Origin of the sequence: Micromonospora sp. WMMA1998 (assembly GCF_027497375.1) — a bacterium.
In the GTDB taxonomy this organism is placed as follows: domain Bacteria; phylum Actinomycetota; class Actinomycetes; order Mycobacteriales; family Micromonosporaceae; genus Micromonospora; species Micromonospora sediminicola.
Genome location: NZ_CP114911.1, coordinates 202848 through 222564, shown reverse-complemented (window position 1 = coordinate 222564; position 19717 = coordinate 202848). Strand labels below are relative to the sequence as shown.

Here is a 19717-nt window from a genome sequence, read left to right as displayed (position 1 = left end):
GTGGTCAGAAGTAGGTCCGGACGAAGTCGACCACGGTCTCCCCCCGTACCACCGGGATCAGCTGCCACTTGTCGAAGGCCGTGCACGGGTAGGACAGACCGAGCCGGACCCAGTCCCCCACCGCGAGCCCGTGCCCGGCGGCCAACGTGATGAAGGCGTGCTGGTCGTTGACCGCGCTGACGGTGCAGTCGGTCAGCTCCCGGATCTCGCCGTCGGCGCCGCGGACCAGCTGCGGCTCCGGCGGCCAGGCGTCGAACGACAGGTCCCGCTTGCCGGCGGTCAGCAGCGCCAGCCCGGGCTCCGGCAGCGAGGTCACCCGCGCCCACAGCTTCAGGGCGGGTCGCAGCGAACCGTTGCCGGCCTCTCCCCGGGAGAACGGGGACATCCACCGGTAGAAGCCGTCGTCGTGCGTGACGTAGCACCCGCTGCGCAGGACGGTGGTCACCGACATGCCCGGCCACGGGCCGGCGAACACGTCGGCGACCTGGTCGAAGAAGCAGCTCCCCCCGGCCGTGAGCAGGATCTCGTCGGTCTCGAACAGCCCTTCCCGGTGCAGCGCGACGGTCAGCTCCCGCATGCGGCGCAGGAACTCGTCGACGACCGAGACGCTGTGCGGGGACGGATCGTTGACCAACACGCCCTCGTAGCCACCCACCCCGACCAGGCGGAGCAGCGGGCTGGCCGCGGCCGCGCGGGCCACCGCCGTCGCCTCGGCCGTCGAGCGCGCCCCGGCTCGGCCCGCCGTGCGGCCGACCTCCACCAGGACGTCCACGGGCGCGGCGCCCACCTGCCGCAGCGAGTCCTCCATCCGGGCCACCCCCTCGACGGAGTCGACGAAGCAGGTGAACTCGAAACCGGGGTCGGCGGACCGTTCCTCGTCGACCCAGCGCAGCCCGGCCGGGTCCACCAACTCGTTGGCGAAGATGACCCGGGCAACCCCGAACGCGCGGTACACCCGCAGCTGGGCCGTGTTGGCCGCGGTCAGGCCGTAGGCGCCCGCCTCGATCTGGCGCGCCCAGAGCTGCGGCGCCATCGTCGTCTTCGCGTGCGGGGCCAGCTGCACGCCCCGGTCGGCGCACCACTTCGCCATCGTGGTCAGGTTGTGGCTCAGGGCGGCCTCGTCGAGCACCAGCACCGGCCCGAGGAATCCGTCCTCGAACAGGTTGAGCCCGCGCTCCGCCGCCTGCGCGACCGTGCACCCGTCCAGCGTCACCGGCAGTCCCTTGTATCTCCAGGTGATCGGCTCCTGCCGGATCGCCGCCACGGCCTCGGTATCGATCATCTCCAGCCCTCCCACGACACGGTTGCCTTTGCCAGAGCTTGCCAGACATGGCAATCTCTCGCCAACACCGTGGCCGGCTCGGGATACGCCGACCCGGGACATCGTGCGCCTGCTGCGGATTCCGGCATTGCCAGCGATGGCAATAGTTGGCAATATGGGTCCCACGGCCGGCGGCATCGGGCGTGCGTCTCCCCACCCGCGGCGCGCCACGTACCGTCCCCAGCCCGGCACGGGCAGGCGCCACCGGCCCCGACGAGGAAGGGCAGGAACAGTGACTCAGACCATCGAGAACCCCACCGCGACCCGGGTCCGGATCCGGCAGGTGGCGGGCAACATCGGCGCCGAGATCCTCGGCGTCGACGCCGGGGCGCAGCTCAGCGACGAGGTGATCGGCGAGCTGCGGCAGGCCCTCCTGACCCACAAGGTCATCTTCCTGCGCGGGCAGGACCTGGGCTACGACCAGCTGGTGGCGTTCGGCAAGCGGTTCGGCACCCTCACCCTGGGCCACCCGATCTACGGGGGCCCCGAGGGCAAGCCGCTGCTGCGGGAGATGGACTCCCGCGGCGAGGGCACCCGCGCGAACTACTGGCACGCCGACTTCACCTACATGGACAACCCGCCGGCCTTCGCCTTCCTGCACAACGTGGTCTGCCCCGAGGTGGGCGGCGACACGATCTGGGCCAACACCGGGGCGGCGTACCGGGACCTGCCGGAGGGACTGCGCACGCTGGCCGACGGGCTGCGGGTCATCCACTCCAACGACTCGGACTTCACCGACGCCACCTACGACGGCGACGTGCGGACCAAGTACCTCAAGAACCGGTTCGCGGCCGAGCACCCGGCCGTCCGGGTGCACCCGGAGACCGGCGAGCGCTGCCTGCTGCTGGGCGGGTTCGCTCGGGCGGTCAACGGCTACACCCCGCAGGCCGGTCGCGACCTGCTCCGGATCCTCACCGAGTACGCCACCAAGCCCGAGTACACGGTGCGGTGGAAGTGGCAGAAGGGCGACCTGGTGATCTGGGACAACCAGGCCACCCTGCACTACGCGATCAGGGACTACACCGAGCACCGCCGCGGTGAGCGGGTCACCGTCGCCGGCCCCACCACGGTGGGTGTCGACGGCGCTCCCGCCGTCACCCTGCAGGGCAACACCTCCGAGTTCGTGGCGGGCACGGGCATGTAACCCTCGTCGGCGCGAGCGACCCCGTTCCCCGGTCGCACACCGGTCCACCGGTGCGCGACCGGGGAACGCCCGCGTCGCGGCCCGGTTCCGCCGCGCGCCCGCGGCGGGGACGGCCATGACGGATGGTCGACGCACACGGCGACGGCTCCCGGCGGGAACCGGGAGCCGTCGTATCGTCGAGTGGGGGGGGTGCCGCTCAGGCCGCCGGAGCCGAGCCGACCCGCTCACCGGGAGGCACCACTGTCACCCCGTCCAGGAACGGCGCCGCCAGCGGCTTCACGTCCACCGGCTCGGCACTGATCACGTATCCGGTCAGCTGCCGCTCGTGCTGCCGGCCGGGGGCGTACCCGAGCATCAGCCCGGGCCCGCTCAGGTGCGCGCCGGTCAGGATCAGGTCGGCGAGGTCACGGCCCTCCGGGTCATGGTTGTCCTGCGACGGCACCGGGTGGAAGCCCATCGCGACCTTGAACGGGAACAGGCCCGCCTTGGTCAGGTGGCCGTACAGGTTGGGCTCGTCGCCCAACGTCACCCACTTGAACCCCTTGTCCCGGGCGACCCGCATGGCCGCGAAGTAGAGGGTGCGGGCCAGGCTGGCCCGGCGCCACTCCTCGGTCACGGCGGAGAAACGGATCCGGGCCATGTCCTCGTCCGGGCACTCGCGGACCAGGCATCCGCCGGCGATCTCCTCGCCGTCCATCGCGAACACGCCGTAGTACCTGTCCGGGCCGTGCAGCATCGCGTCCCGGTACCGGCACGCGATGGTGATCCCGTACGTCATCTGCTCCACCCGGGAGCGGTAGAGGTCCAGGAACCGGTCGAGCAGCGACGCCGGCAACGTGTCGTGGACGGTCAGGGTGAGCGCCGCCTCGGCCCGGTGCCGCGCGCGACGGATGTCCTGACGCGGTTTGGTGGCCAGCCCGGCCAGGAACTCCTCCTCGCCCGGGCCCAGCTCGGCGCGCCATGACAGCAGCTCCGGCTTGTGGACGAAGCCGAGCCCGGTGAGTTCGGGCAGGAGGTCGGCGGGCGGGTCCGGCAGGCGCACCACGTCGATGTGCCGGTCGTCGCCGCGCCACGGCCGCCGCGCCAGCTCGTCCGGCTCCATCTCGGCGACGGTCAGCCCGTGGTGGTCACTGATACGCACCGTCTCACCCCCTCGCCTCGGCCGGGACGGCCAGGTCTGCCTCCCCGGCCGACGTGCCGGCCACCTCGATGCGGTATCGGCGCGCCACCTCGGCGCACCGCTCCGAAACCTGTGCCTCGGTCGCGGCCCGGATCAGCACGATCCCGGCGTAGACCGAGGAGTCCAACGGGCCGGCCAGGTGGTCGCCGACCTTCGTGGTGATCTCCGCGTACTCCACCCCGGGCGCGGCCCGCAGCTCGGCGGCGGTGCTGATCGCGGTGACGGTGCCGACCGGCCGGGGCAGCATGTACTGGACCATGTGGTCGGACCGGGCCGGCACGTCCAGGTCGACCGGGTCGCCGATGGACGTGGCGATGAGGGCGTCGGTGGTGTCCACGCCGTACTGGTGCTCCAGTTGCAGGGGGATCCCGCCGCCGGCGGTCCGGCAGGCGACCTCGCCGACCAGGTAGCCCCGCGCCGACTTGAGGATCTCCAGATGGGTGACGCCGTCGGGCAGCCCCAGCGCGGCGACCACCCGGTCGTGCAGGTCGCGGATGAGCCGGCCCTCGGGGTCGTCGTCCGGCAGGGTGTACGAGCCGATCACGCCGCCGAGGCTGTCGAGGACCGGGGCGAAGTACCGGGAGGCCGCGGCGAACACGGCCGTCCCGTCGACCACGACCCCGTCGCAGTGGAACTCGGTCTCGATGTCGACGAACTCCTCGGCCAGCATCGGGCTGTCCAGCTCGCCGAGCCGGGCCAGGACCTCGCCGTCCATGATCGACCGGGCGTGCGCGGCGTCCCGGACCACGAACACGTTTTCCGAGCCGCCGCCGAAGGCGGACTTGAGCACGTACGGCCAGCCCAGCTCGTCGCCGACGGCGACGAGCTGGCCGACCGCGTTCACCCGGCGGAACGTCGCCACCGGCAGGCCGGCCGCGGCGACCTTCTGCTTCATCACGAACTTGTTGGAGAACGCGTTCGCCACGTCGAAGCTCGGCCCGGGGATGCCGAAGTAGGAGCGGACGAACCCACCGGCCGGGACGCTCCACTCGGACGGGGCGACCACGTGGTCGAAGGGGTTGCGCTCCCGGATCCGCAGGGCGGCCTGACGGACCAGGTTCAGGTTCTCGATGGTGTCGACGACCTCCAGGTCGGTGCCCGCGTCGTACCAGTCGAGGTAGCCGGGCATGGAGATGACCGACAGCCGGATGTCGTCCCGCTCCTGCAGGGCGCGGGCGACGGCTTTGCGACCCGAGTTGATCAGTAGCACGTTCTTCATGTCGCAGCCTCTTCCTTCGCAGCGGACGTGGGCCCCGGCGTCAGCGCAGTCCGGCGCTGTACGCGGAGGTGTCGCCGGCGAGGGTGACGCTGGGCCGCCCGTCGACCCCGACCGGCGTCCGGCCGATGGTCGTCAGTCGCTCACCGCGCCGGCGCTCGCGGCCATAGTCGTAGATCGCGTAGTGCATGGTCGCCTGGTTGTCCCAGATCACCAGGTCACCGACGCGCCACTGCCAGCGAACGGTCTGCTCGGGCCGGGTCACGTACTCCTGCAACACCCGGATCAGGTCGCGGCCGGCGGCCGGGGCCATCCCCACGACGCTGCGGGCGAAGCCGCCGAGTAGCAGCGCGCGCTCACCGGTCTCCGGGTGCACCCGGACGGCCGGGTGCTCCGCGACGTAGGGGGTGGCCACGTAGTCGTCCCGGTGGTCGACGGTGTCGTCGGTGAAGTCGGAGTCGTTGCTGTGCACGACGCGCAGCTGGTCGGCGAGGACGCGTAGCGGCTCCGGCAGGGACTGGTAGGCGGTGACGCAGTTCGCCCACATCGTGTCCCCACCCACCGGCGGAATGATCTTGGCGTGCAGGAGGCAGAAGGCGGGCGGCCGCTCGATGAACGTCAGGTCGGTGTGCCAGTGGTTGGCCTTGGTCCCGTGGGCCGAGTCCATCTCCCGCAGCGCGGGACGGCGCTCCGGCGCCGCGTAGATGGGGTGGCTCAGGGTCAGCTCGCCGAGCCGCTCGGCGAACGCCCGCTGGGTGTCGTAGTCGAGCTTCTGGTCACGCAGGAAGACCACCTTGTGCGCGAGCAGGGCGGCGCGGACCGCGGCGACGGCGTCGTCGCTGAGCGGTCCGCTGGTGTCGACGCCCCCGATCTCGGCGCCGATGTTGCCCGCGAGCCGGGTGACGGTGACGGCCGGTGGGGCCACGAGGGTCTGCGCCACGGTACTGCCTCTCTCTCGGATGATCGTGCGCGTGGACGACCTCCGAGGTGCCGGGGGTTGCCAGATCCGGCAGCGCGGGGAACATTCCATCGCGCCATCATCGTGACCTCATTGCCAAGATTTGGCAAGACATGGCAACATGGCAACGATCGGACAGCGCGCCGCCCCGAACGACGAAGCTCGTCACCCCCGACCCGGCCCTGCCCGACACAGCGAGAGCCGCACCCCGGCCGCGACGGCGATGGGAAGATCATGAGAAAATTCTGGTTGTACACCGGAGCGACGGCCATCTCCATGGCCGGAAACACGTTCCTGTACCTGGCCGTGCCGTGGGCACTGCTCGAACACACCGGATCCGGTCTGCTCGCGGTCACGAGCATGGCCGCTCAGACCGCACCGTTCCTGCTCGCCCCGCTCCTCGGCGCGTTCATCGACCGGCACGACCGGCGCACCCTGTTCATCGCCGGCGAGATCGTCCAGTGCGCCGCCGTCGCGATGATCCCGCTGCTGCTCATGCTCCACCAGGTCGCCCTGGTCTTCGTCATGCTCGCCGTGATGGGCCTGGCCAAGGTCGTCTCCGACGTCGCCGGCGACTACGGCCTGATCCCCGCCCTCGTCCCTCGCGAGCGGCTCGACCAGGCCGCCAGCTGGTTCAACTCCGCGCAGCTCGTCGCCCGGTTCGCCGGACCGGCACTGGCCGGCCTGACGATCGCCGCCGCCGGTGTCACCTGGGCCCTGCTCATCGACGCCGGCAGCTTCCTCGTCACCGCCGTCGCCGCCCTGTTCCTGCCCAGGGTGCGGACCGCCATCGAACAACACGGCCCCACCATGCGCGAGCAGATCCGCGCCGGGATCGCCTACTTCCGGGCCCGCCCCGACCTGCGCCGGCTCACCGCCGCGGTCGCGCTCTACAACCTCGGCGCCGGCGCCGTCGAGCCCACCATCCTCACCATCGGCACCGACCACTGGAACTGGTCCCCCGGCGCCCTCGGCATCGCCGTCTCCTTCGGCGCCGTCGCCGCCGCCGTCGGCTCCTGGGTCAGCCCCCTCGCACCCCACGGCCCGCACCGCCGCCACCTGCGCGTGGGCGTGTGGCTCGGCGTCGCGGCCCTCGGCTCACTCGGCCTGCTGTTCGTCTCGCCCATCCTCGTCATCATCGCGTTCTGCCTGCTCTGCTTCGGTGAGGGCGGCGTCAACGCGACGACCATGGCCTACCGTCAGGCCGAGATCCCCGCCGAACTCTCCGGCCGGGTCAACGCCGTCATCCGCACGTTCATCACCGGCACCGTGCCGCTGTCGTCGCTCCTGCTCGGTCTCACCGTCGGCTTCACCGGCTCCTTCCTCGTCTTCCTCCCCGCCGCCGTCACCGCCGTGCTCGCCGTCGTCATCTGGACCACGTCGCCCACCCGCACCAGCAACGCGCCGGATCCGGCGCCCGCGCCCGGGCCCGTCCCCACCGAGACCCCGGCCATGGCGCACGCCGTGCCGCAGGAAGCGGCGCGGTGACCATGGCCGGCGTGCTGCTCGTCAACTCCAACTGCCGCACCGGGGCCCGGCTCCTGCAGGACCGCCCCGACGTCCGGCTCTCCGTCATCACCATCGAGAAGTACCGGCACTTCTACGACCCCGGCACCGACGTCGAACTCGTCGACTCGGTCGCCGACCTCACCGGCGTGCGGCTCGCCGCGATGCGGATCCGCGAGCGGCACCCCTTCGACTGGGTCGTCGCGCCCTCCGAGTGGAGCGTCCAGGCCGGCGGCTACCTCCGCTCGTACCTGGGCCTGCCCGGCCCCGGATACGAAGTCGCCAACGCGTTCTCGAACAAGTTCGTGATGAAGCAGAAACTGGCGGCGGCCGGCCTGCCCGTCACCGCCTTCCGACGCCTGGAGGCCCTGGGCGACACGGTCGAGGCCGCCCGCCACCTCGGCTGGCCCGTCGTCGTCAAACGGGTGTGCGGCGGCGGCGCCGGCTACGTCGTCGTCGTCCGCGACGCCGACCACCTGCGGGAGGTCTTCGCCGAGGACAGCCGCGCCGCCATGCGCACCGCGCCGTTCCCGCTCATGGCCGAGCGCATGGTCGACATCGAGGCCGAATACCACTGCGACGGTGTCGTGGTCGACGGACAGGTCAGGTTCGCGGCGGTGTCCCGCTACTTCGCCCCCGTCCTCGACAGCGTCGGCGGCGTCATCGGGTCGTACACGCTGCCCGACCACGACCCCGAGGCGCGCCTCATCGCCGACCTGCACACCCAGGTCGTCGACGCCCTCGGGCTGCACGACGGCGTCACCCACCTCGAGGTCCTCAAGAGCCCGAGCGGCTACCTCATCGGCGAGATCGCCTGCCGTCCCGGCGGCGGCGGGATCACCGCCCAGATCCGCCACCAGTACGGCGTCGACCTGTGGGAGACCTTCCTCGACCTCGCCACCGGCGTCGGTGTCGACGTGGCCCGGGCGCCCCGCGACGATCACATGATCCAGTACATGCTGCCCCGGCCCGCCGGGACGGTCACCGCCATCACCAGCCGCGACGAACTCCTTCGCCTCGACTGCGTCGTCGACGCCAGCATCACCACCCACGTCGGCGACACCGTCCGCGGCCCGGTCGACTCCTCCACCTACGCCGGCGTCGTCGTCATGCGTGCCGCCACCGCCGGGGACATCGACCGCAGCATCGCCGCCGTCGACGCCGCCTTCCACATCGACGTCACCGACCCCGCCCGCACCACCGTCCCGGCCGGAGGCGGGCCCCCGACCTGACCGGCGGACGCCGGTCCGGGCACCCGCCGTCACCGCGGCGGCCTACCGCGGTACGGCGCGGAACCACACCTCCCGGTCGCCCGGATCGGGTCCGCGCCGGGGCGCCGTCGGTGACTCCTCGGCCGTGACCGGCGCGTAGTGGTCGAAGGTGGTGCCCAGGACGGCCTCGCCACCGGTGAGGTCGGGCAGCGCGGCAACGACCTGTGGCACCCGCGCGGACGGCAGGGTGCCGCTCACCTCCAGGTACCCGCCGGCCAGCGTGGTGTCGTGGACGACCGCGCCCAACCGGCCCAGCAGCGCCATCACCGTCTCCACCGCACGTGGCGGAAGGTTGACGTCGAACCGCTCGACCGGCTGGCACACCCGGGTGCCCGCCCGCCGCAACGCCGCGGCGACCACGACCGGGGCGAGGTTGCGGAAGTCCGCCGCCACACTCGACATGGACTTGGCGAACTTCTGGTGCGAACTGCTCTGTCGCGGCCAGTACCGGGAGGCGGTCATGGTCACCGTGCAGTCGGTGACCGGCCAGCCGTACCGGCCCTGCCGGAGGGCGGCCCGCACGCCCTCCTCGGTGGCGGCGACGAACGCCGGTGGCAGTCGGCCGGGCTCGACCCCCGGCCGGAACTCGATGCCGTGCCCGACCGGCGCCGCCTCGACCCGCAGACCCAACCCGGCCAGGTAGGGATTGCCGCGCTCGTTCGCCCGTTCCTCGGCGGTTCCGGTGCCGGTGACCCGTTCGATGCAGGCCGTCGACGTGCCGGAGAACCGCACCCGGACGCCGTAGCGGTCCTCCATGAGGGCGGCCAGCACCTCCTTCTGCACCTCGCCGTGCAGGCGGATCACCGCCTCCGCCTCCTGCTCGTCCAGCCGCAGGTCGACCAGCGGGTCCTCGTCGGCCAGCTCGGCCAGGCCGGCGAACATCGCCAGGCGCTGCTCCGGGTCGACCGGCTCGACGACGGCCTGCCTGGTCGGGGGTGGGAACCGGAAGACGTGTCGCCGCGGCGGGTCCCCGATGTGCTGGCCGATCCGGGCCGACACGCCGCGCACCGCGGCGATCTGCCCGGCGGAGACCGAGGGACGCACCAGAACCCCGTCGGGCTCGATGACGGCGATCTGGGTCACCGTCTGCGGGCGGCTTCCGGCCAGCTGCACCCGATCCCGCACCTGCAGCCGCCCGGACCACAACCGCAGCCAGGCCCGCCGGCCGTGCCCGTCCCGATCCACGGCGAAGACCGTGCCCGCCAGCGGGCCGTTCCGCTCGGCGCCGCGCGGCAGCAGGTCGGCGAGGAGGTGACACAGCTGCCGTACGCCGGCTCCGGTGATCGCCGAGCCGCACGCCACCGGGGTGAGCTCGGCGCGGCGTACCCCGCTCCGGATCGCCCGCCGGACGTCGCGGACGCGCACCGGCTCGTTCGTCAGCCACCGCGCCGCCACCGCGTCGTCGACCTCCGCCACCGCCTCGACCACCGGCTCGGCGTCGAGGCCCACGGCCCGCACCCGGGCCTCGGCATCACCCTGCCCGGTGACCGTGGTGAGCAGGACCGGACGTGCCCCGAGCCGCTGGCGCACCTGGGCCAGCACCCGGTCGACGTCGGCGCCGCGGCGGTCCACCTTGTTGAGGAACACCACCGTCGGCACACCGATGCGGCGCAGCGCCCGCCAGATGGCGACGGTCTGCGGCTGGACGCCCTCCACGCTCGACACCACGAGCACGGCGGCGTCCAGCACGGCCAGCGAACGCTCGACCTCCGCGATGAAGTCGGGGTGGCCGGGGGTGTCCAGCAGGTTGATGCGCAGATCACCGATCGTGACGGACGTGACGGCCGCCCGGATGGTGATGCCGCGCCGACGCTCCAACTCCATCGAGTCGGTCCGCGTCGTGCCGGCGTCGACGCTGCCCGGCCGGGACACGGCGCCGGCCTCGTAGAGCAGGCGTTCGGTCAGGCTGGTCTTGCCGGCGTCAACATGGGCGACGATTCCGAGGTTCACCAGGGCCAAGGCAGGACTCCACGGTCAGACGGTCAGGGGTCCGGAGCGTGGAAGCTGCTCGCACTGTCACTCCTCGTCGTGGTCGTCGTGGCCGAACTCGCGGCCCGCCCGGTACGGCGGCGAGCAGTCTCCAGGTTGGCACGACCGGCCCACCGCCGCCACCGGAATCGGTCCCCGGGTCATCGCGCGGCGGCCACCCGGAGCGTGCGCCGCGCCGTCCTGAGCTCACCGGCGCTGGGCCAGGGGTAGATGGTGACGCGGTTGCCCAGCGCGGCCAGTCGGGCGGCGGCGCCGGGCAGGTCACCGGCGAGCCGCAGGACGTACGAGAAGCTGCACTCCGCCTGGACCCAGCCGTGCACCGGCCGGTGGTCCGGGTGCCCGACCGAACGGGCCACGGCGCCGCGGATCTCGTGGAGCACGGCCGGCGACCGCAGGTGCGCGATGCCCGACTCGTACGCGAACTCCAGGTGGGCGTCGGCGACGGCCGCCGCGTTGAGCGATCCGGGCGGCGCCGTCTCGGCGCAGTGCCGGGCGAAGCCGAGCAACCGGTCCAGCGAGCCGCCCCACTTCGGACACAGCTGCTGAACGTGGGTGAGCTGGGCGAAGAACGGATCCGGCCGGGCCTTCGCGGCGCGCTCGTACCGACGGTTCGCCTCCGCCTGTCCCATCTCGAGACCCCGGGCGGTGCGCAGCCGCGCCGTCCACGCGGCGATGTTGCCCGGCTCCTCCGCGGTCACCTCGCCGAGCACCCGCTCGGCCTCGTGCAGGATCTGGTGGAAGGACGCGAACTGGCCGCGGCTGGTGTGCCGGGCGCGCGCCGACCCCCGGGCCTGCCACGCCATCCACACCAGCCGGGCGCCGAGCAGCGTCGCGGCCAGGGTGGACTCGGCCGGTCCGCCTCCCGCCACGCGCAGGAACGTCTCCACGCCCCTCGTCTCGGCGACCATCGCGGTGGCGACCGTCGGGTCGTCGTGCTCCGGCAACCGGTCGAAGAAGGCGACGACGGCCGGCCAGTCCCTGGCGCGCAGCGCCCGCCGCAGCGGCGCCAGATCGGCGTAGTGGTCGACGAGGTCGTAGCTCGGCACCCCGAGCAGTGAGGGGATCTTGGGGAGACGCACGCCGGAGAGCATAGGAGCAGGCGGCCTACCGCCGGGTACACCGATCGGGCCGGGGACCGGATCGAACCGAACCGCCGATCCGTCCCCGGACTTTCGGCCGGTCCCGGCGCGTCGCTGCACCGCCCGGCCACGACGGGCCGCGGCTAGGCTCGTGTCGCGACTGTCCGACGGAACGACCCATCGAGGTGCGGATGCCAGTGCTGAGCCCGGTTGCGGCGCAACGCGTCGAGGCCCTCGTCGTCGCGGCCCTCGCCGTCGTGGTGACCGTCGCCGCCGGCTACCCGTGGTGGTCGCTGCCGGCCCTCTTCCTCGTCGTCGACCTGTCCATGCTCGGCTATCTGGGCGGGCCACGCCTCGGCGCGCTCTGCTACAACCTGGCGCACTCCTACACCCTGCCGGCGGCGCTCGGCGCGGTGGCCGTGGCCGCCGCCGGGTTCGGTGACCGGATCGACTGGCTCGGCGTGCTGGCCGTCGCGTGGGCGTTCCACATCGCCGTCGATCGCGCCCTCGGCTACGGCCTGAAGACGGCCGAAGGATTCGAGCACACGCACCTGGGCCCGATCGGGAGGTCCCGCGGCGGCACCCCGCGGTGAGCCCGCGTACGCGCGGACCCGGTCGGATCAGCGCCGGGTCGGGGGGCAGTTCGCGCTGGTGAGCCGGACCGTGTACTCACGGTCGTCGGAGGTGATGCCGGACGGCACGCCGTCGAAGTGGGTCTCCACCTTCTCCCAGCCCCGACGCTGCTCGTAGTGCAGGTGCGGCGCGCCGGAGTTCCCGGTGCTGCCGACCCGCCCGAGCTGGTCGCCCCGGGCCACCCGCTGGCCGGCCCGCACCGACGGCGGTTCGAGCAGGTGCAGGTACTGCGTCTCCCACCGTCCGCCATGATCGATCTTGACCCAGTAGCCGCCGCCGCGCCCCCTCGGCCCGTTCGGGTCCTGCGGGGTGCGACCGCCCAGGGAGCCGTTGATCCCCGCCACGGTGACCGTGCCGGCGGCGGACGCCAGCACCGGGCGGCCCCACGCCTCACCCGTGGTCGGGAACAGGTCGACGTCGTAGTCGTCGTGCCCGGGATAGGTGGACAGCCGCCACGTCTCGCCGCAGGCCACCGGCAGGTGGAAGGCCGGCCGGGGACCCGGCCGCAGCAGTGGCACCACGACCACCGCGGCGACGACCAGCGCCGCGAGCACGCCGACGACCGACGCGACGCGGACCGCGCGGCGGCGCGGGCGGGAGTCGTACGGTCGCTCGGCGGTCATCACGGCGAGCATGTCACGCGCGGGCCCGGCCGGCGCCGCTCCCCCACCCGCCGCCGGGGCCGGCCGACCGATCTCGGGCCGGACCGCCGTCCGACGCCGGCGTCACCGCGGCGGTGACGCCGGCGTCGTCCGCCCGGTCAGGGGGTGACCACCCGGCCGCCGAACGTCACGACCAGGCGGCCGTCGGCCGCGAAGGACCAGCCCAGGGCTCCGGTGTACGAGGAGCACCGGGATCCGTTGGTGCCGGACCAGAACTGGTTCGAGCTGTCGGAGTTGCCGACGATCCGGTCGTTCGAGCCGCCGTCGCAGGAGGTGTTGTTCCGGAACACCGAGGAGCCGCCGTCGAAGGTGAAGTTGCGCTCGGTGTTGTCGATGCTGGCGTTGTTCGACACCGTCATCGCGCCGAGGTTGCGGTTGTAGGTGAACCCGTGCTGCCCGTTGCGGTAGGCGATGTTGCCCCGGACGGTGTGGTTCACCCCGATGTCCTCGCCGCCGAGCTTGAAGCCGTTGCGGTCACCGTTGCCGGCCTGGCCACCGTTGCTCAGGGTGCCGTTGTCGTAGGCGAGGGAAGACTCGATGGTCACCGGGCCGATCGCCCCGGTGTCGCTCTTGGTGTAGAGGTCGTAGCCGTCGTCGATGTTGTGGTGGGACACGGTGTAGCGGAAGACGTTGCCCGGGCCGACGGTGAGCTTCGGGGCGAACCCGTCGGCGTCCTCACCGTCGGAGTCGACGTTGTCGTGCGACTCGGTGCTGACGACGAGGTTGTTCGACGGCCACTGGTCGCGAGGCGCGTTGGCCACCAGTCGGGACAGCTGCAGCCCCGAGTCCCGGTTGTGGCGGGTCACCACACGCTCGATGATGTTGTTGTTGCCGGCGAGCAGGATGCCGTTGTCCCCGGCCCGCTCGACGACGACGCCGCGGATGTGCCAGTACGACCCGCCGATCTGCAGGCCACGGTTCGCCGGATCCTCGCTCTGCGCCGAGAAGTTCAGGACCGGGGTCTCACCCGGGTAGGCGAAGATGTTCTTGCGCGCGCTCGACGTGCCGTTGTTGCCCTGGCCGATGGTGACGGTCTGCGCGTAGCGGTAGGTGCCCCCGCGCAGCCAGATCGTGCCGCCGGCGGTGATCCGGCCGATCGCGGAGGTGAGCGTCGTCGGGTTCGCCTGCGTGCCGGCCGCGCCGTCGGTGCCGGTCGGCGCCACGTACAGCGCGCCGCTCGACGGTGGCGGCGGGGTGGTCGGCCCGCCGGTGGGCGGCGGGGTGCTCGGCGGCGGGGTGCTCGCCCCCGGGGCGTACGTCTCGAACTCGGCGACCCTCGGCGTCCCGGTCGCGCTGGTGATCTCGAAGTTGATCTTTCGAAGCGAGGTGGCGGCGAATGTGACGACCCCCGCTCCGGCACCACTGGCCAGGACGGCCCCGGTGTCGTTGTTGACGATCCGCCAGGAGCCGATCACCCCGACCGCGCCGGCCGCCTCCCGGATGGCGACCGAGGCCACCGTGGTGGCGGAGCCCCACTTGACCGAGATGCGCCCGGTGGTGCCGACCGGCGACCAGTAGGTGCCCAGGTCGCCGTCCACCACATTGCCGTAACTGGTGCCGGCGGCCTTGCTGGAGCCGTCGGCGCCGGCCCCGATACTGAGGTTCATGGCATTAGCGGTGATCGATGTTGAATTCGCTGCGTCGAGCGCACCCGACGCGTACGTCATCGGCAGCACCGCGGCGACCGCGGCGGTGGCCGCGGCGGCGGTGACGCCGGCAAGAAATCTGTGTCGCACTACGCTTCTCACTACGTCTCCTCGGGAGTCGACACGGCGCGGACCTGCTCGAAGTCCGGCGCCGCGCATGGCTTCGCGCGCGCACCCTCGACCCCGGGCAAGGACCGAAACATCGATGAAACACAGGCTAAGAAAGCGCTTACCGCCAAGGCAACAGTTGAGATGTGCAGGTTTGTTGCACCGCAATCCACCCGCGTCCGAGTGGCCACCGGTTGCCGCGCGGGCCGGCGTTAGCGCCGCCACCAGACGGGTAGCCGACGACCCACGCGGAGCGGCAGCGAGGAGGCACGGGTGACGTCGATCGACGCCTTCTTCGACCGTCTGCGCCGTAACGGCGCAGACGACCGGCTCGTCAAGGTCAGTGGCAGCGTGCGGTTCGACATCCACGACGACCGGGGTGTGCGCCACTGGCGGCTCGACATCGACCGCGGGCGGCTGCGGGTCACCGAGGACGACAACCCGGCCTCGACGGTGATCAGGATGTCCCAACAGACGGCCGAGGCGCTGGCGACAGGCGAGATGAACGGACTGGCGGCGATCAACCGGGGCGAGATCATGGTCGACGGGGACCTCGCGCTGGCGCTGCGGCTCGGGCGGCTGCTACCCGCGCCGGCGACGGCGAACGGCCGGCACGGTGGAGGCGGCGCGTGAGGGACGTGCCCGGGACGGTGTCGTGCATCGACGGCAACACGTTCATCGTCTCCGACAGCAGTGGGGACATCGAGGCGTCGTCGGCCGCGCCGGTGGGTCTGTTCGCCGCCGACACGCGATACCTGTCGCGCTGGGTGCTCACCGTCGACGGCGAGCGGATGACCGCCCTCTCCGTGGACGACAGCCAGTACTTCGAGGTGGCGTTCTTCCTCGTGCCCGGCGGCCGGATGGACTACGTGGAGGCCGACGTGTCCGCGATCCGACGACGCCGCATCGGCGCCGACCTCGTGGAGGTCGTCACCGTCTTCAACTACGGCGAATCGGATCTGGACCTGTCCGTACGTCTCGAGGTGGGCGCCGACTTCGCCGACATCTTCGAGATCAAGTTCGATGCCGACACGAAGGTGGGCGAGCGCTACGCCCACGCCGCGCCGGACGAGCTGCGGCTGGGCTACCGTCGGGGCACCTTCCAGCGGGAGATCGTCCTCACGGCCAGCGAACCGGCGACCTTCACACCGGAACACCTCCACTTCCCGATCCGGCTGGCCGCCGGGTCCAGTTGGACCGTCGAGGTACGTGCCGAGATGAGGGCGCTGCGGCCCGACGGCGTCGACCTGCGGTCCGGGCCCCGGGCCCTCCGACCCGACGCGTCGACCCTGCCGGACAGCGCACGGGCCTGGGTGGCGGCGGCGCCGACGCTGGACACCGACAGCCCGGTGTTGCGACAGGTCTACGAGCGCAGCCTGGTGGACCTGGCGGCGTTGCGGTTCGCGCCGCTCTCGCTCGGCGGCGCGACCGTGCCCGCCGCCGGGCTGCCCTGGTTCATGACCCTCTTCGGCCGGGACAGTCTGCTGACCTGCCTCCAGGCGCTACCGTTCACGCCGTCCCTGGCACCGACGACCCTGCGGATCCTCGCCTCGCTGCAAGGGGCGCGCACCGACGACGTGCTGGAGGAGGATCCCGGCCGGATCCTGCACGAACTGCGGTACGGCGAGTCCGCGGCCTTCGAGGAACAACCGCACTCGCCGTACTACGGGACCGTGGACGCCACCCCGCTGTTCCTGGTGCTGCTCGACGAGTACGAGCGGTGGAGCGGCGACGCGGCCCTGGTGTGCGAGCTGGAGCAGGAGGCGCGCGCCGCCCTCGACTGGCTGGACCGCTACGCCGACCTGACCGGCACCGGCTACGTCTCGTACGAACGCCGCAACCGGACCACAGGCCTGGAAAACCAGTGCTGGAAGGACTCCTGGGACAGCATCTCCTACGCCGACGGCCGGCTGCCTGGCTTCCCCAGAGCGACCTGTGAGACCCAGGGCTACGCCTACGACGCCAAGATCCGCACAGCCCGGCTGGCGCGCACCTTCTGGGGTGACCCGGCCCTGGCCGAGCGACTGGAGGGCGAGGCGGCGGCGTTGTACGACCGGTTCAACCGGGACTTCTGGTTGGCGGATCGCGGCTACTACGCGCTCGCGCTCGACGGCGACGGCACCCCGGTGGACAGCCTGTCCTCCAACATCGGACACCTCCTGTGGAGCGGCATCGTCCCACCGGAGCGCGCCGGACGCGTCGCCGAACACCTGATGAGTCCGGCGCTCTTCTCCGGCTGGGGCGTCCGCACGCTGGCCGAGGGGCAGCGCCGCTACAACCCGCTCGGCTACCACACCGGCACCGTCTGGCCCTTCGACAACTCCTTCATCGCCTGGGGCCTGCGCCGCTACGGCCTGACCGACGAGGCGGGGCGCATCGCCGAGGGCATCATCCAGGCAGCGGGCTACTTCGAGGGCCGGCTGCCCGAGGCGTTCGGCGGTTTCGACCGCCGGACCACCCGGTACCCGGTGCGCTACCCGACCGCCGGCAGTCCGCAGGCCTGGTCCAGCGGCGCGTCGCTGCTCCTCATCCGGGCGATGCTCGGTCTGGAGCCGCACGAGGACCACCTCGCCACCACTCCGGCGCTCCCACCCGCCTTCGAACGGATCACCCTGCTCGACATTCCCGGCCGCTGGGGCCGGCTCGACGCGTTCGCGCGCCACCGGCCGGGTCGTGTGGAGTCGTGACCGGGCAGCGCAGTCCCGGAATCGGCGGACGTCGCGTCCTAGCCCAGACTCAGGTTGTGCTGCTCGAGCGCGTGCTGGATGGTCCGTAGCGCCTTCGGCCCGATGCCGTGCAGCGTGGCCAACTCCGCGCGCGGCACCCCGGCCAGCTCACGCAGGGCCGTGTAGCCGGCGTCGTGCAACGCGCGCGTCGCCGGCGCACCGATCTTCGGCAGCGTGTCCAGGGGAGAACTCACGCTCTCCATGATGGCCGACGAGGAGGTCACGTACGCGTTCCTGATTCAGTCGTCCGGCGAACCGGGGCTGACCAGGCCCGTCTCGTAGGCGACCACGACGGCCTGGACCCGGTCGCGCAGACCGAGCTGACCCTGCTGCTCCTCGCGGTGGCCGCACTCGGTGTGCTCAACATGCTCGTCCTCGACCTGCGCGACCGGGTCCACGACCTCGGCGTCCACAAGGCACTCGGAATGACGCCGGGCCAGACGATCGCGATGGTGGTCGCGTCCGTCGCCGGGGTGGGGCTGCTCGGCGGGCTGCTCGGCGTACCCACCGGCATGGCGATGCACCGGCTCGTCGTCCCCCGCCATGGCCGCCAGCGGCGGACTGCGCCTGCCGGAGACGCTGCTCGACGTGTACGGGCCGGTCCTGCTGACGGCGTTGGCGCTGGGCGGGCCGGTGACGGCCCTGCTCGGAGCGCTGCTGCCCGCCGGATGGGCGGCCCGGACCCGAACGGCGACGGCGCTGCGCACCGAGTAGCGGGATCGTCCAGGATCGGGGGCGCCGCGACGCGGGTCAGCCGAGGCCGGGCCAGGCGGCGAGGTAGCCGCCGCCGGTGCCGAGGGACGGGCCGGGCCCGCGCCAGAAGCCGGCCCGGTCCACCTGCGCCGCCGCCGCCGCGACGCCGCCGGCCACGGCCACCCCGCGCACGACGCCGGCGCCGCCGTCGGTGAACACCACCCAGGTCAGCCGCCGCCGCAGGTCGGCCGAGAGCACCAGCACCCAGGCGTCACCACCGGCGTACGGGGCCAGCCGCCGGCCGCCGAGCGTCACCTGGGCGCGGCCGGCGATCTGGTACGCGGACACCCCGCCGGCGTAGATCCGACCGGACTCGTCGGCGGTGACCGCGAGCGGCGTGATGGTGTTGCCCCGGTCGCCCTTGCTGTCGATGCGGCTGATCACCACCTGACCGGCGAGCTGGCGTCCCGAGGCGGGATCGAAGCGCGCGAGGTAGGTGTAGTGCGCGTTTCCGGTGTTGCTGGCCCGGCTGAAGTCGTCGGTGACCACGTTCGGCGCGGGGCGCCCCGGGTCGGCGGCCGAGCGCGCGAAGACCGTGTTCCCGCCGGCGGTCTCCCCCGCCACGTACAACCGCCCGTCCCGGCCCATCGCCACGCGGTCGGCGCGGCTGTCCGCGCACAGGTCACCCAGCCGGTCCACGGGATGGTCGTAGGCACGCCAGCGCAGCGTGCCCCGCCGGTCGTAGGCGTGCACGTACGCGATCTGCACGGGCACGCACCGCGCGCCGCCGGTCTGCCGGAAACCGCTGACGAAGACCAGGCCGCTGCGGTCGTCCACGGCGACGTCGCTGACCGTGCGGCCACCCAGCGCGACCCGGGCCAGCGTCGCGCCGCCCAGGTCGTACACCGTGACCGTGGAGCCGGTCAGGGCCGCGACCGTGCCGGCGGATCCGACCGCGACCCGGCTGGTCGGCCCGCCGCGCTGCCAGCGCGCCCGCCCGGCGGCCGCGTCCAGCAGCACGGCGCCGCGGTCGGTCGCCACGGCGATCTCCCCGCCGCCGCGGCGTACCTCCAGGTCCTCGACCGCGCCGGCCAGCCGGACGGTACGCAGCAGCCGGCGGCCGGTGCCGTCGAGCAGCAACAGCGCGCCGGCGCCACCCCGACCGATCGTCGTCGTCGGCCCGCCCGGCAGGCCGGTGAACCGGCCACCGACCACGATCTGGCATGCCGGGGTGACGTCCACGGCGGTCGCCGTGCCGCCGGCGCGCCCCAGGTAGGACCCGCCGGTCGGGCTGAGCCGGTTCGACGACCGGGGCGCCGGCCCGGGCCGCGGGCAGTCGACCGACGCGGGTCCCAGCCCGGCCCGGCCCGCGGACGGGATCGAGGGCGGGGCGACCTGGTCCGAGTTGACCGACGTGGGCGCAGGCGTGCCGGTGCGGGCCGGCGGGTCCGCGCCGCACCCGGACGCCAGGAGCACCAGGACGACGCCGAGCGCCATCCGTCGTCGGGGCTGGGGGATCGCGCGCACGCCACTTCCTCCATCGGCCACGGCAACACGTCGGACGCTCCGGCGGCGACGCGCAGAG

Annotated in this window: 18 protein-coding genes and 1 pseudogene; 8 read left to right on the top strand and 11 right to left on the bottom strand. The window is 72.7% G+C overall.

The features are described 5' to 3' along the window. Positions 1-4 precede the first annotated feature (4 nt). Entirely contained in the window at positions 5-1282 is a 1278-nt protein-coding gene (locus O7600_RS01055) for an amino acid deaminase (RefSeq protein ID WP_281591838.1), read from the bottom strand. A gap of 271 nt (positions 1283-1553) precedes the next feature. On the opposite strand from O7600_RS01055, the gene O7600_RS01050 reads away from it, so the two are divergent. Continuing rightward, positions 1554-2465 carry a TauD/TfdA family dioxygenase gene (locus tag O7600_RS01050; RefSeq protein WP_099161414.1) on the top strand — a complete coding sequence of 304 codons (912 nt, stop codon included), beginning with the start codon at positions 1554-1556 and terminating at the stop codon, positions 2463-2465. A 196-nt stretch (positions 2466-2661) separates the two neighbouring features. Here the strand turns inward: O7600_RS01050 and O7600_RS01045 are convergent, their stop codons facing one another. The 3 genes from O7600_RS01045 to O7600_RS01035 are packed head-to-tail and all read right to left on the bottom strand — an operon-like array spanning position 2662 to position 5801. Further along, the gene (locus O7600_RS01045; protein WP_281591837.1) at positions 2662-3606 is read right to left on the bottom strand and encodes a GNAT family N-acetyltransferase; all 945 of its coding nucleotides are present in this window, start codon (positions 3604-3606) and stop codon (positions 2662-2664) included. 4 nt (positions 3607-3610) lie between these two features. After that, positions 3611-4864, bottom strand: coding sequence for an ATP-grasp domain-containing protein (locus O7600_RS01040; protein ID WP_281591836.1), 1254 nt, complete (start codon positions 4862-4864; stop codon positions 3611-3613). 40 nt (positions 4865-4904) lie between these two features. After that, positions 4905-5801 (bottom strand): TauD/TfdA family dioxygenase, encoded by an 897-nt coding sequence (locus O7600_RS01035; protein WP_216642349.1) that lies wholly within the window; start codon positions 5799-5801, stop codon positions 4905-4907. Between the two features lie 252 nt (positions 5802-6053). Between O7600_RS01035 and O7600_RS01030 the strand changes: the two genes are divergently transcribed. Both O7600_RS01030 and O7600_RS01025 read left to right on the top strand, forming a co-directional pair. Continuing rightward, a complete protein-coding gene (locus tag O7600_RS01030; RefSeq protein WP_281591835.1) occupies positions 6054-7307 on the top strand; it encodes an MFS transporter in 1254 nt (417 codons plus the stop codon). A 2-nt stretch (positions 7308-7309) separates the two neighbouring features. Next, on the top strand, positions 7310-8557 hold the full coding sequence (locus O7600_RS01025) for an ATP-grasp domain-containing protein (RefSeq protein ID WP_281594044.1): 1248 nt from the start codon (positions 7310-7312) through the stop codon (positions 8555-8557). 42 nt (positions 8558-8599) lie between these two features. Here the strand turns inward: O7600_RS01025 and O7600_RS01020 are convergent, their stop codons facing one another. Together O7600_RS01020 and O7600_RS01015 are read right to left on the bottom strand one after the other, a co-directional pair. Next, complete coding sequence (locus tag O7600_RS01020; protein WP_281591834.1) at positions 8600-10546, bottom strand: TetM/TetW/TetO/TetS family tetracycline resistance ribosomal protection protein; 1947 nt, start codon at positions 10544-10546, stop codon at positions 8600-8602. A gap of 179 nt (positions 10547-10725) precedes the next feature. Next, positions 10726-11664: a hypothetical protein gene (locus O7600_RS01015; RefSeq protein ID WP_281591833.1), complete on the bottom strand. Its 939-nt coding sequence runs from the start codon at positions 11662-11664 to the stop codon at positions 10726-10728. A gap of 191 nt (positions 11665-11855) precedes the next feature. Between O7600_RS01015 and O7600_RS01010 the strand changes: the two genes are divergently transcribed. After that, positions 11856-12257, top strand: coding sequence for a DUF4260 domain-containing protein (locus O7600_RS01010; protein WP_281591832.1), 402 nt, complete (start codon positions 11856-11858; stop codon positions 12255-12257). A 27-nt stretch (positions 12258-12284) separates the two neighbouring features. Here O7600_RS01010 and O7600_RS01005 read toward each other — a convergent pair whose 3' ends face one another. Then, positions 12285-12920 carry a M23 family metallopeptidase gene (locus O7600_RS01005; protein WP_281591831.1) on the bottom strand — a complete coding sequence of 212 codons (636 nt, stop codon included), beginning with the start codon at positions 12918-12920 and terminating at the stop codon, positions 12285-12287. Between the two features lie 137 nt (positions 12921-13057). Then, positions 13058-14707 (bottom strand): cellulose-binding protein, encoded by a 1650-nt coding sequence (locus O7600_RS01000; protein WP_281591830.1) that lies wholly within the window; start codon positions 14705-14707, stop codon positions 13058-13060. 279 nt (positions 14708-14986) lie between these two features. On the opposite strand from O7600_RS01000, the gene O7600_RS00995 reads away from it, so the two are divergent. Then, positions 14987-15346: an SCP2 sterol-binding domain-containing protein gene (locus O7600_RS00995; protein ID WP_281591829.1), complete on the top strand. Its 360-nt coding sequence runs from the start codon at positions 14987-14989 to the stop codon at positions 15344-15346. Positions 15347-15351: 5 nt separating this feature from the next. Then, positions 15352-17400 carry a glycogen debranching N-terminal domain-containing protein gene (locus tag O7600_RS00990; protein ID WP_281594043.1) on the top strand — a complete coding sequence of 683 codons (2049 nt, stop codon included), beginning with the start codon at positions 15352-15354 and terminating at the stop codon, positions 17398-17400. 38 nt (positions 17401-17438) lie between these two features. Here O7600_RS00990 and O7600_RS00985 read toward each other — a convergent pair whose 3' ends face one another. Together O7600_RS00985 and O7600_RS30095 are read right to left on the bottom strand one after the other, a co-directional pair. Beyond that, positions 17439-17642, bottom strand: coding sequence for a helix-hairpin-helix domain-containing protein (locus O7600_RS00985; RefSeq protein ID WP_281594042.1), 204 nt, complete (start codon positions 17640-17642; stop codon positions 17439-17441). A gap of 36 nt (positions 17643-17678) precedes the next feature. Beyond that, positions 17679-17837, bottom strand: a complete 159-nt coding sequence (locus O7600_RS30095; protein WP_348651364.1) for a hypothetical protein — start codon at positions 17835-17837, stop codon at positions 17679-17681. Here O7600_RS30095 and O7600_RS30090 point away from each other — a divergent pair. Both O7600_RS30090 and O7600_RS00975 read left to right on the top strand, forming a co-directional pair. After that, positions 17805-17912 (top strand): annotated as a pseudogene (locus O7600_RS30090) (ABC transporter permease); the annotation flags it as partial. The gene O7600_RS30095 and the pseudogene O7600_RS30090 sit on opposite strands and share 33 nt — an antisense overlap. Positions 17913-17982: 70 nt before the next feature. Continuing rightward, positions 17983-18153, top strand: coding sequence for a hypothetical protein (locus O7600_RS00975; RefSeq protein WP_281591827.1), 171 nt, complete (start codon positions 17983-17985; stop codon positions 18151-18153). Between the two features lie 36 nt (positions 18154-18189). Here O7600_RS00975 and O7600_RS00970 read toward each other — a convergent pair whose 3' ends face one another. Beyond that, complete coding sequence (locus tag O7600_RS00970) at positions 18190-19659, bottom strand: hypothetical protein (protein ID WP_281591826.1); 1470 nt, start codon at positions 19657-19659, stop codon at positions 18190-18192. Between the last annotated feature and the right edge of the window lie 58 nt (positions 19660-19717).

Excerpts from the sequence above, each read along its gene's own strand:
- O7600_RS00975 (WP_281591827.1), top strand. The coding sequence starts at position 17,983 with ATGGCCGCCAGCGGCGGACTGCGCCTGCCGGAGACGCTGCTCGACGTG.
- O7600_RS01005 (WP_281591831.1), bottom strand. The coding sequence starts at position 12,920 with ATGACCGCCGAGCGACCGTACGACTCCCGCCCGCGCCGCCGCGCGGTC.
- O7600_RS01055 (WP_281591838.1), bottom strand. The coding sequence starts at position 1,282 with ATGATCGATACCGAGGCCGTGGCGGCGATCCGGCAGGAGCCGATCACC.
- O7600_RS01040 (WP_281591836.1), bottom strand. The coding sequence starts at position 4,864 with ATGAAGAACGTGCTACTGATCAACTCGGGTCGCAAAGCCGTCGCCCGC.
- O7600_RS00985 (WP_281594042.1), bottom strand. The coding sequence starts at position 17,642 with ATGGAGAGCGTGAGTTCTCCCCTGGACACGCTGCCGAAGATCGGTGCG.
- O7600_RS01010 (WP_281591832.1), top strand. The coding sequence starts at position 11,856 with ATGCCAGTGCTGAGCCCGGTTGCGGCGCAACGCGTCGAGGCCCTCGTC.
- O7600_RS01025 (WP_281594044.1), top strand. The coding sequence starts at position 7,310 with ATGGCCGGCGTGCTGCTCGTCAACTCCAACTGCCGCACCGGGGCCCGG.
- O7600_RS01030 (WP_281591835.1), top strand. The coding sequence starts at position 6,054 with ATGAGAAAATTCTGGTTGTACACCGGAGCGACGGCCATCTCCATGGCC.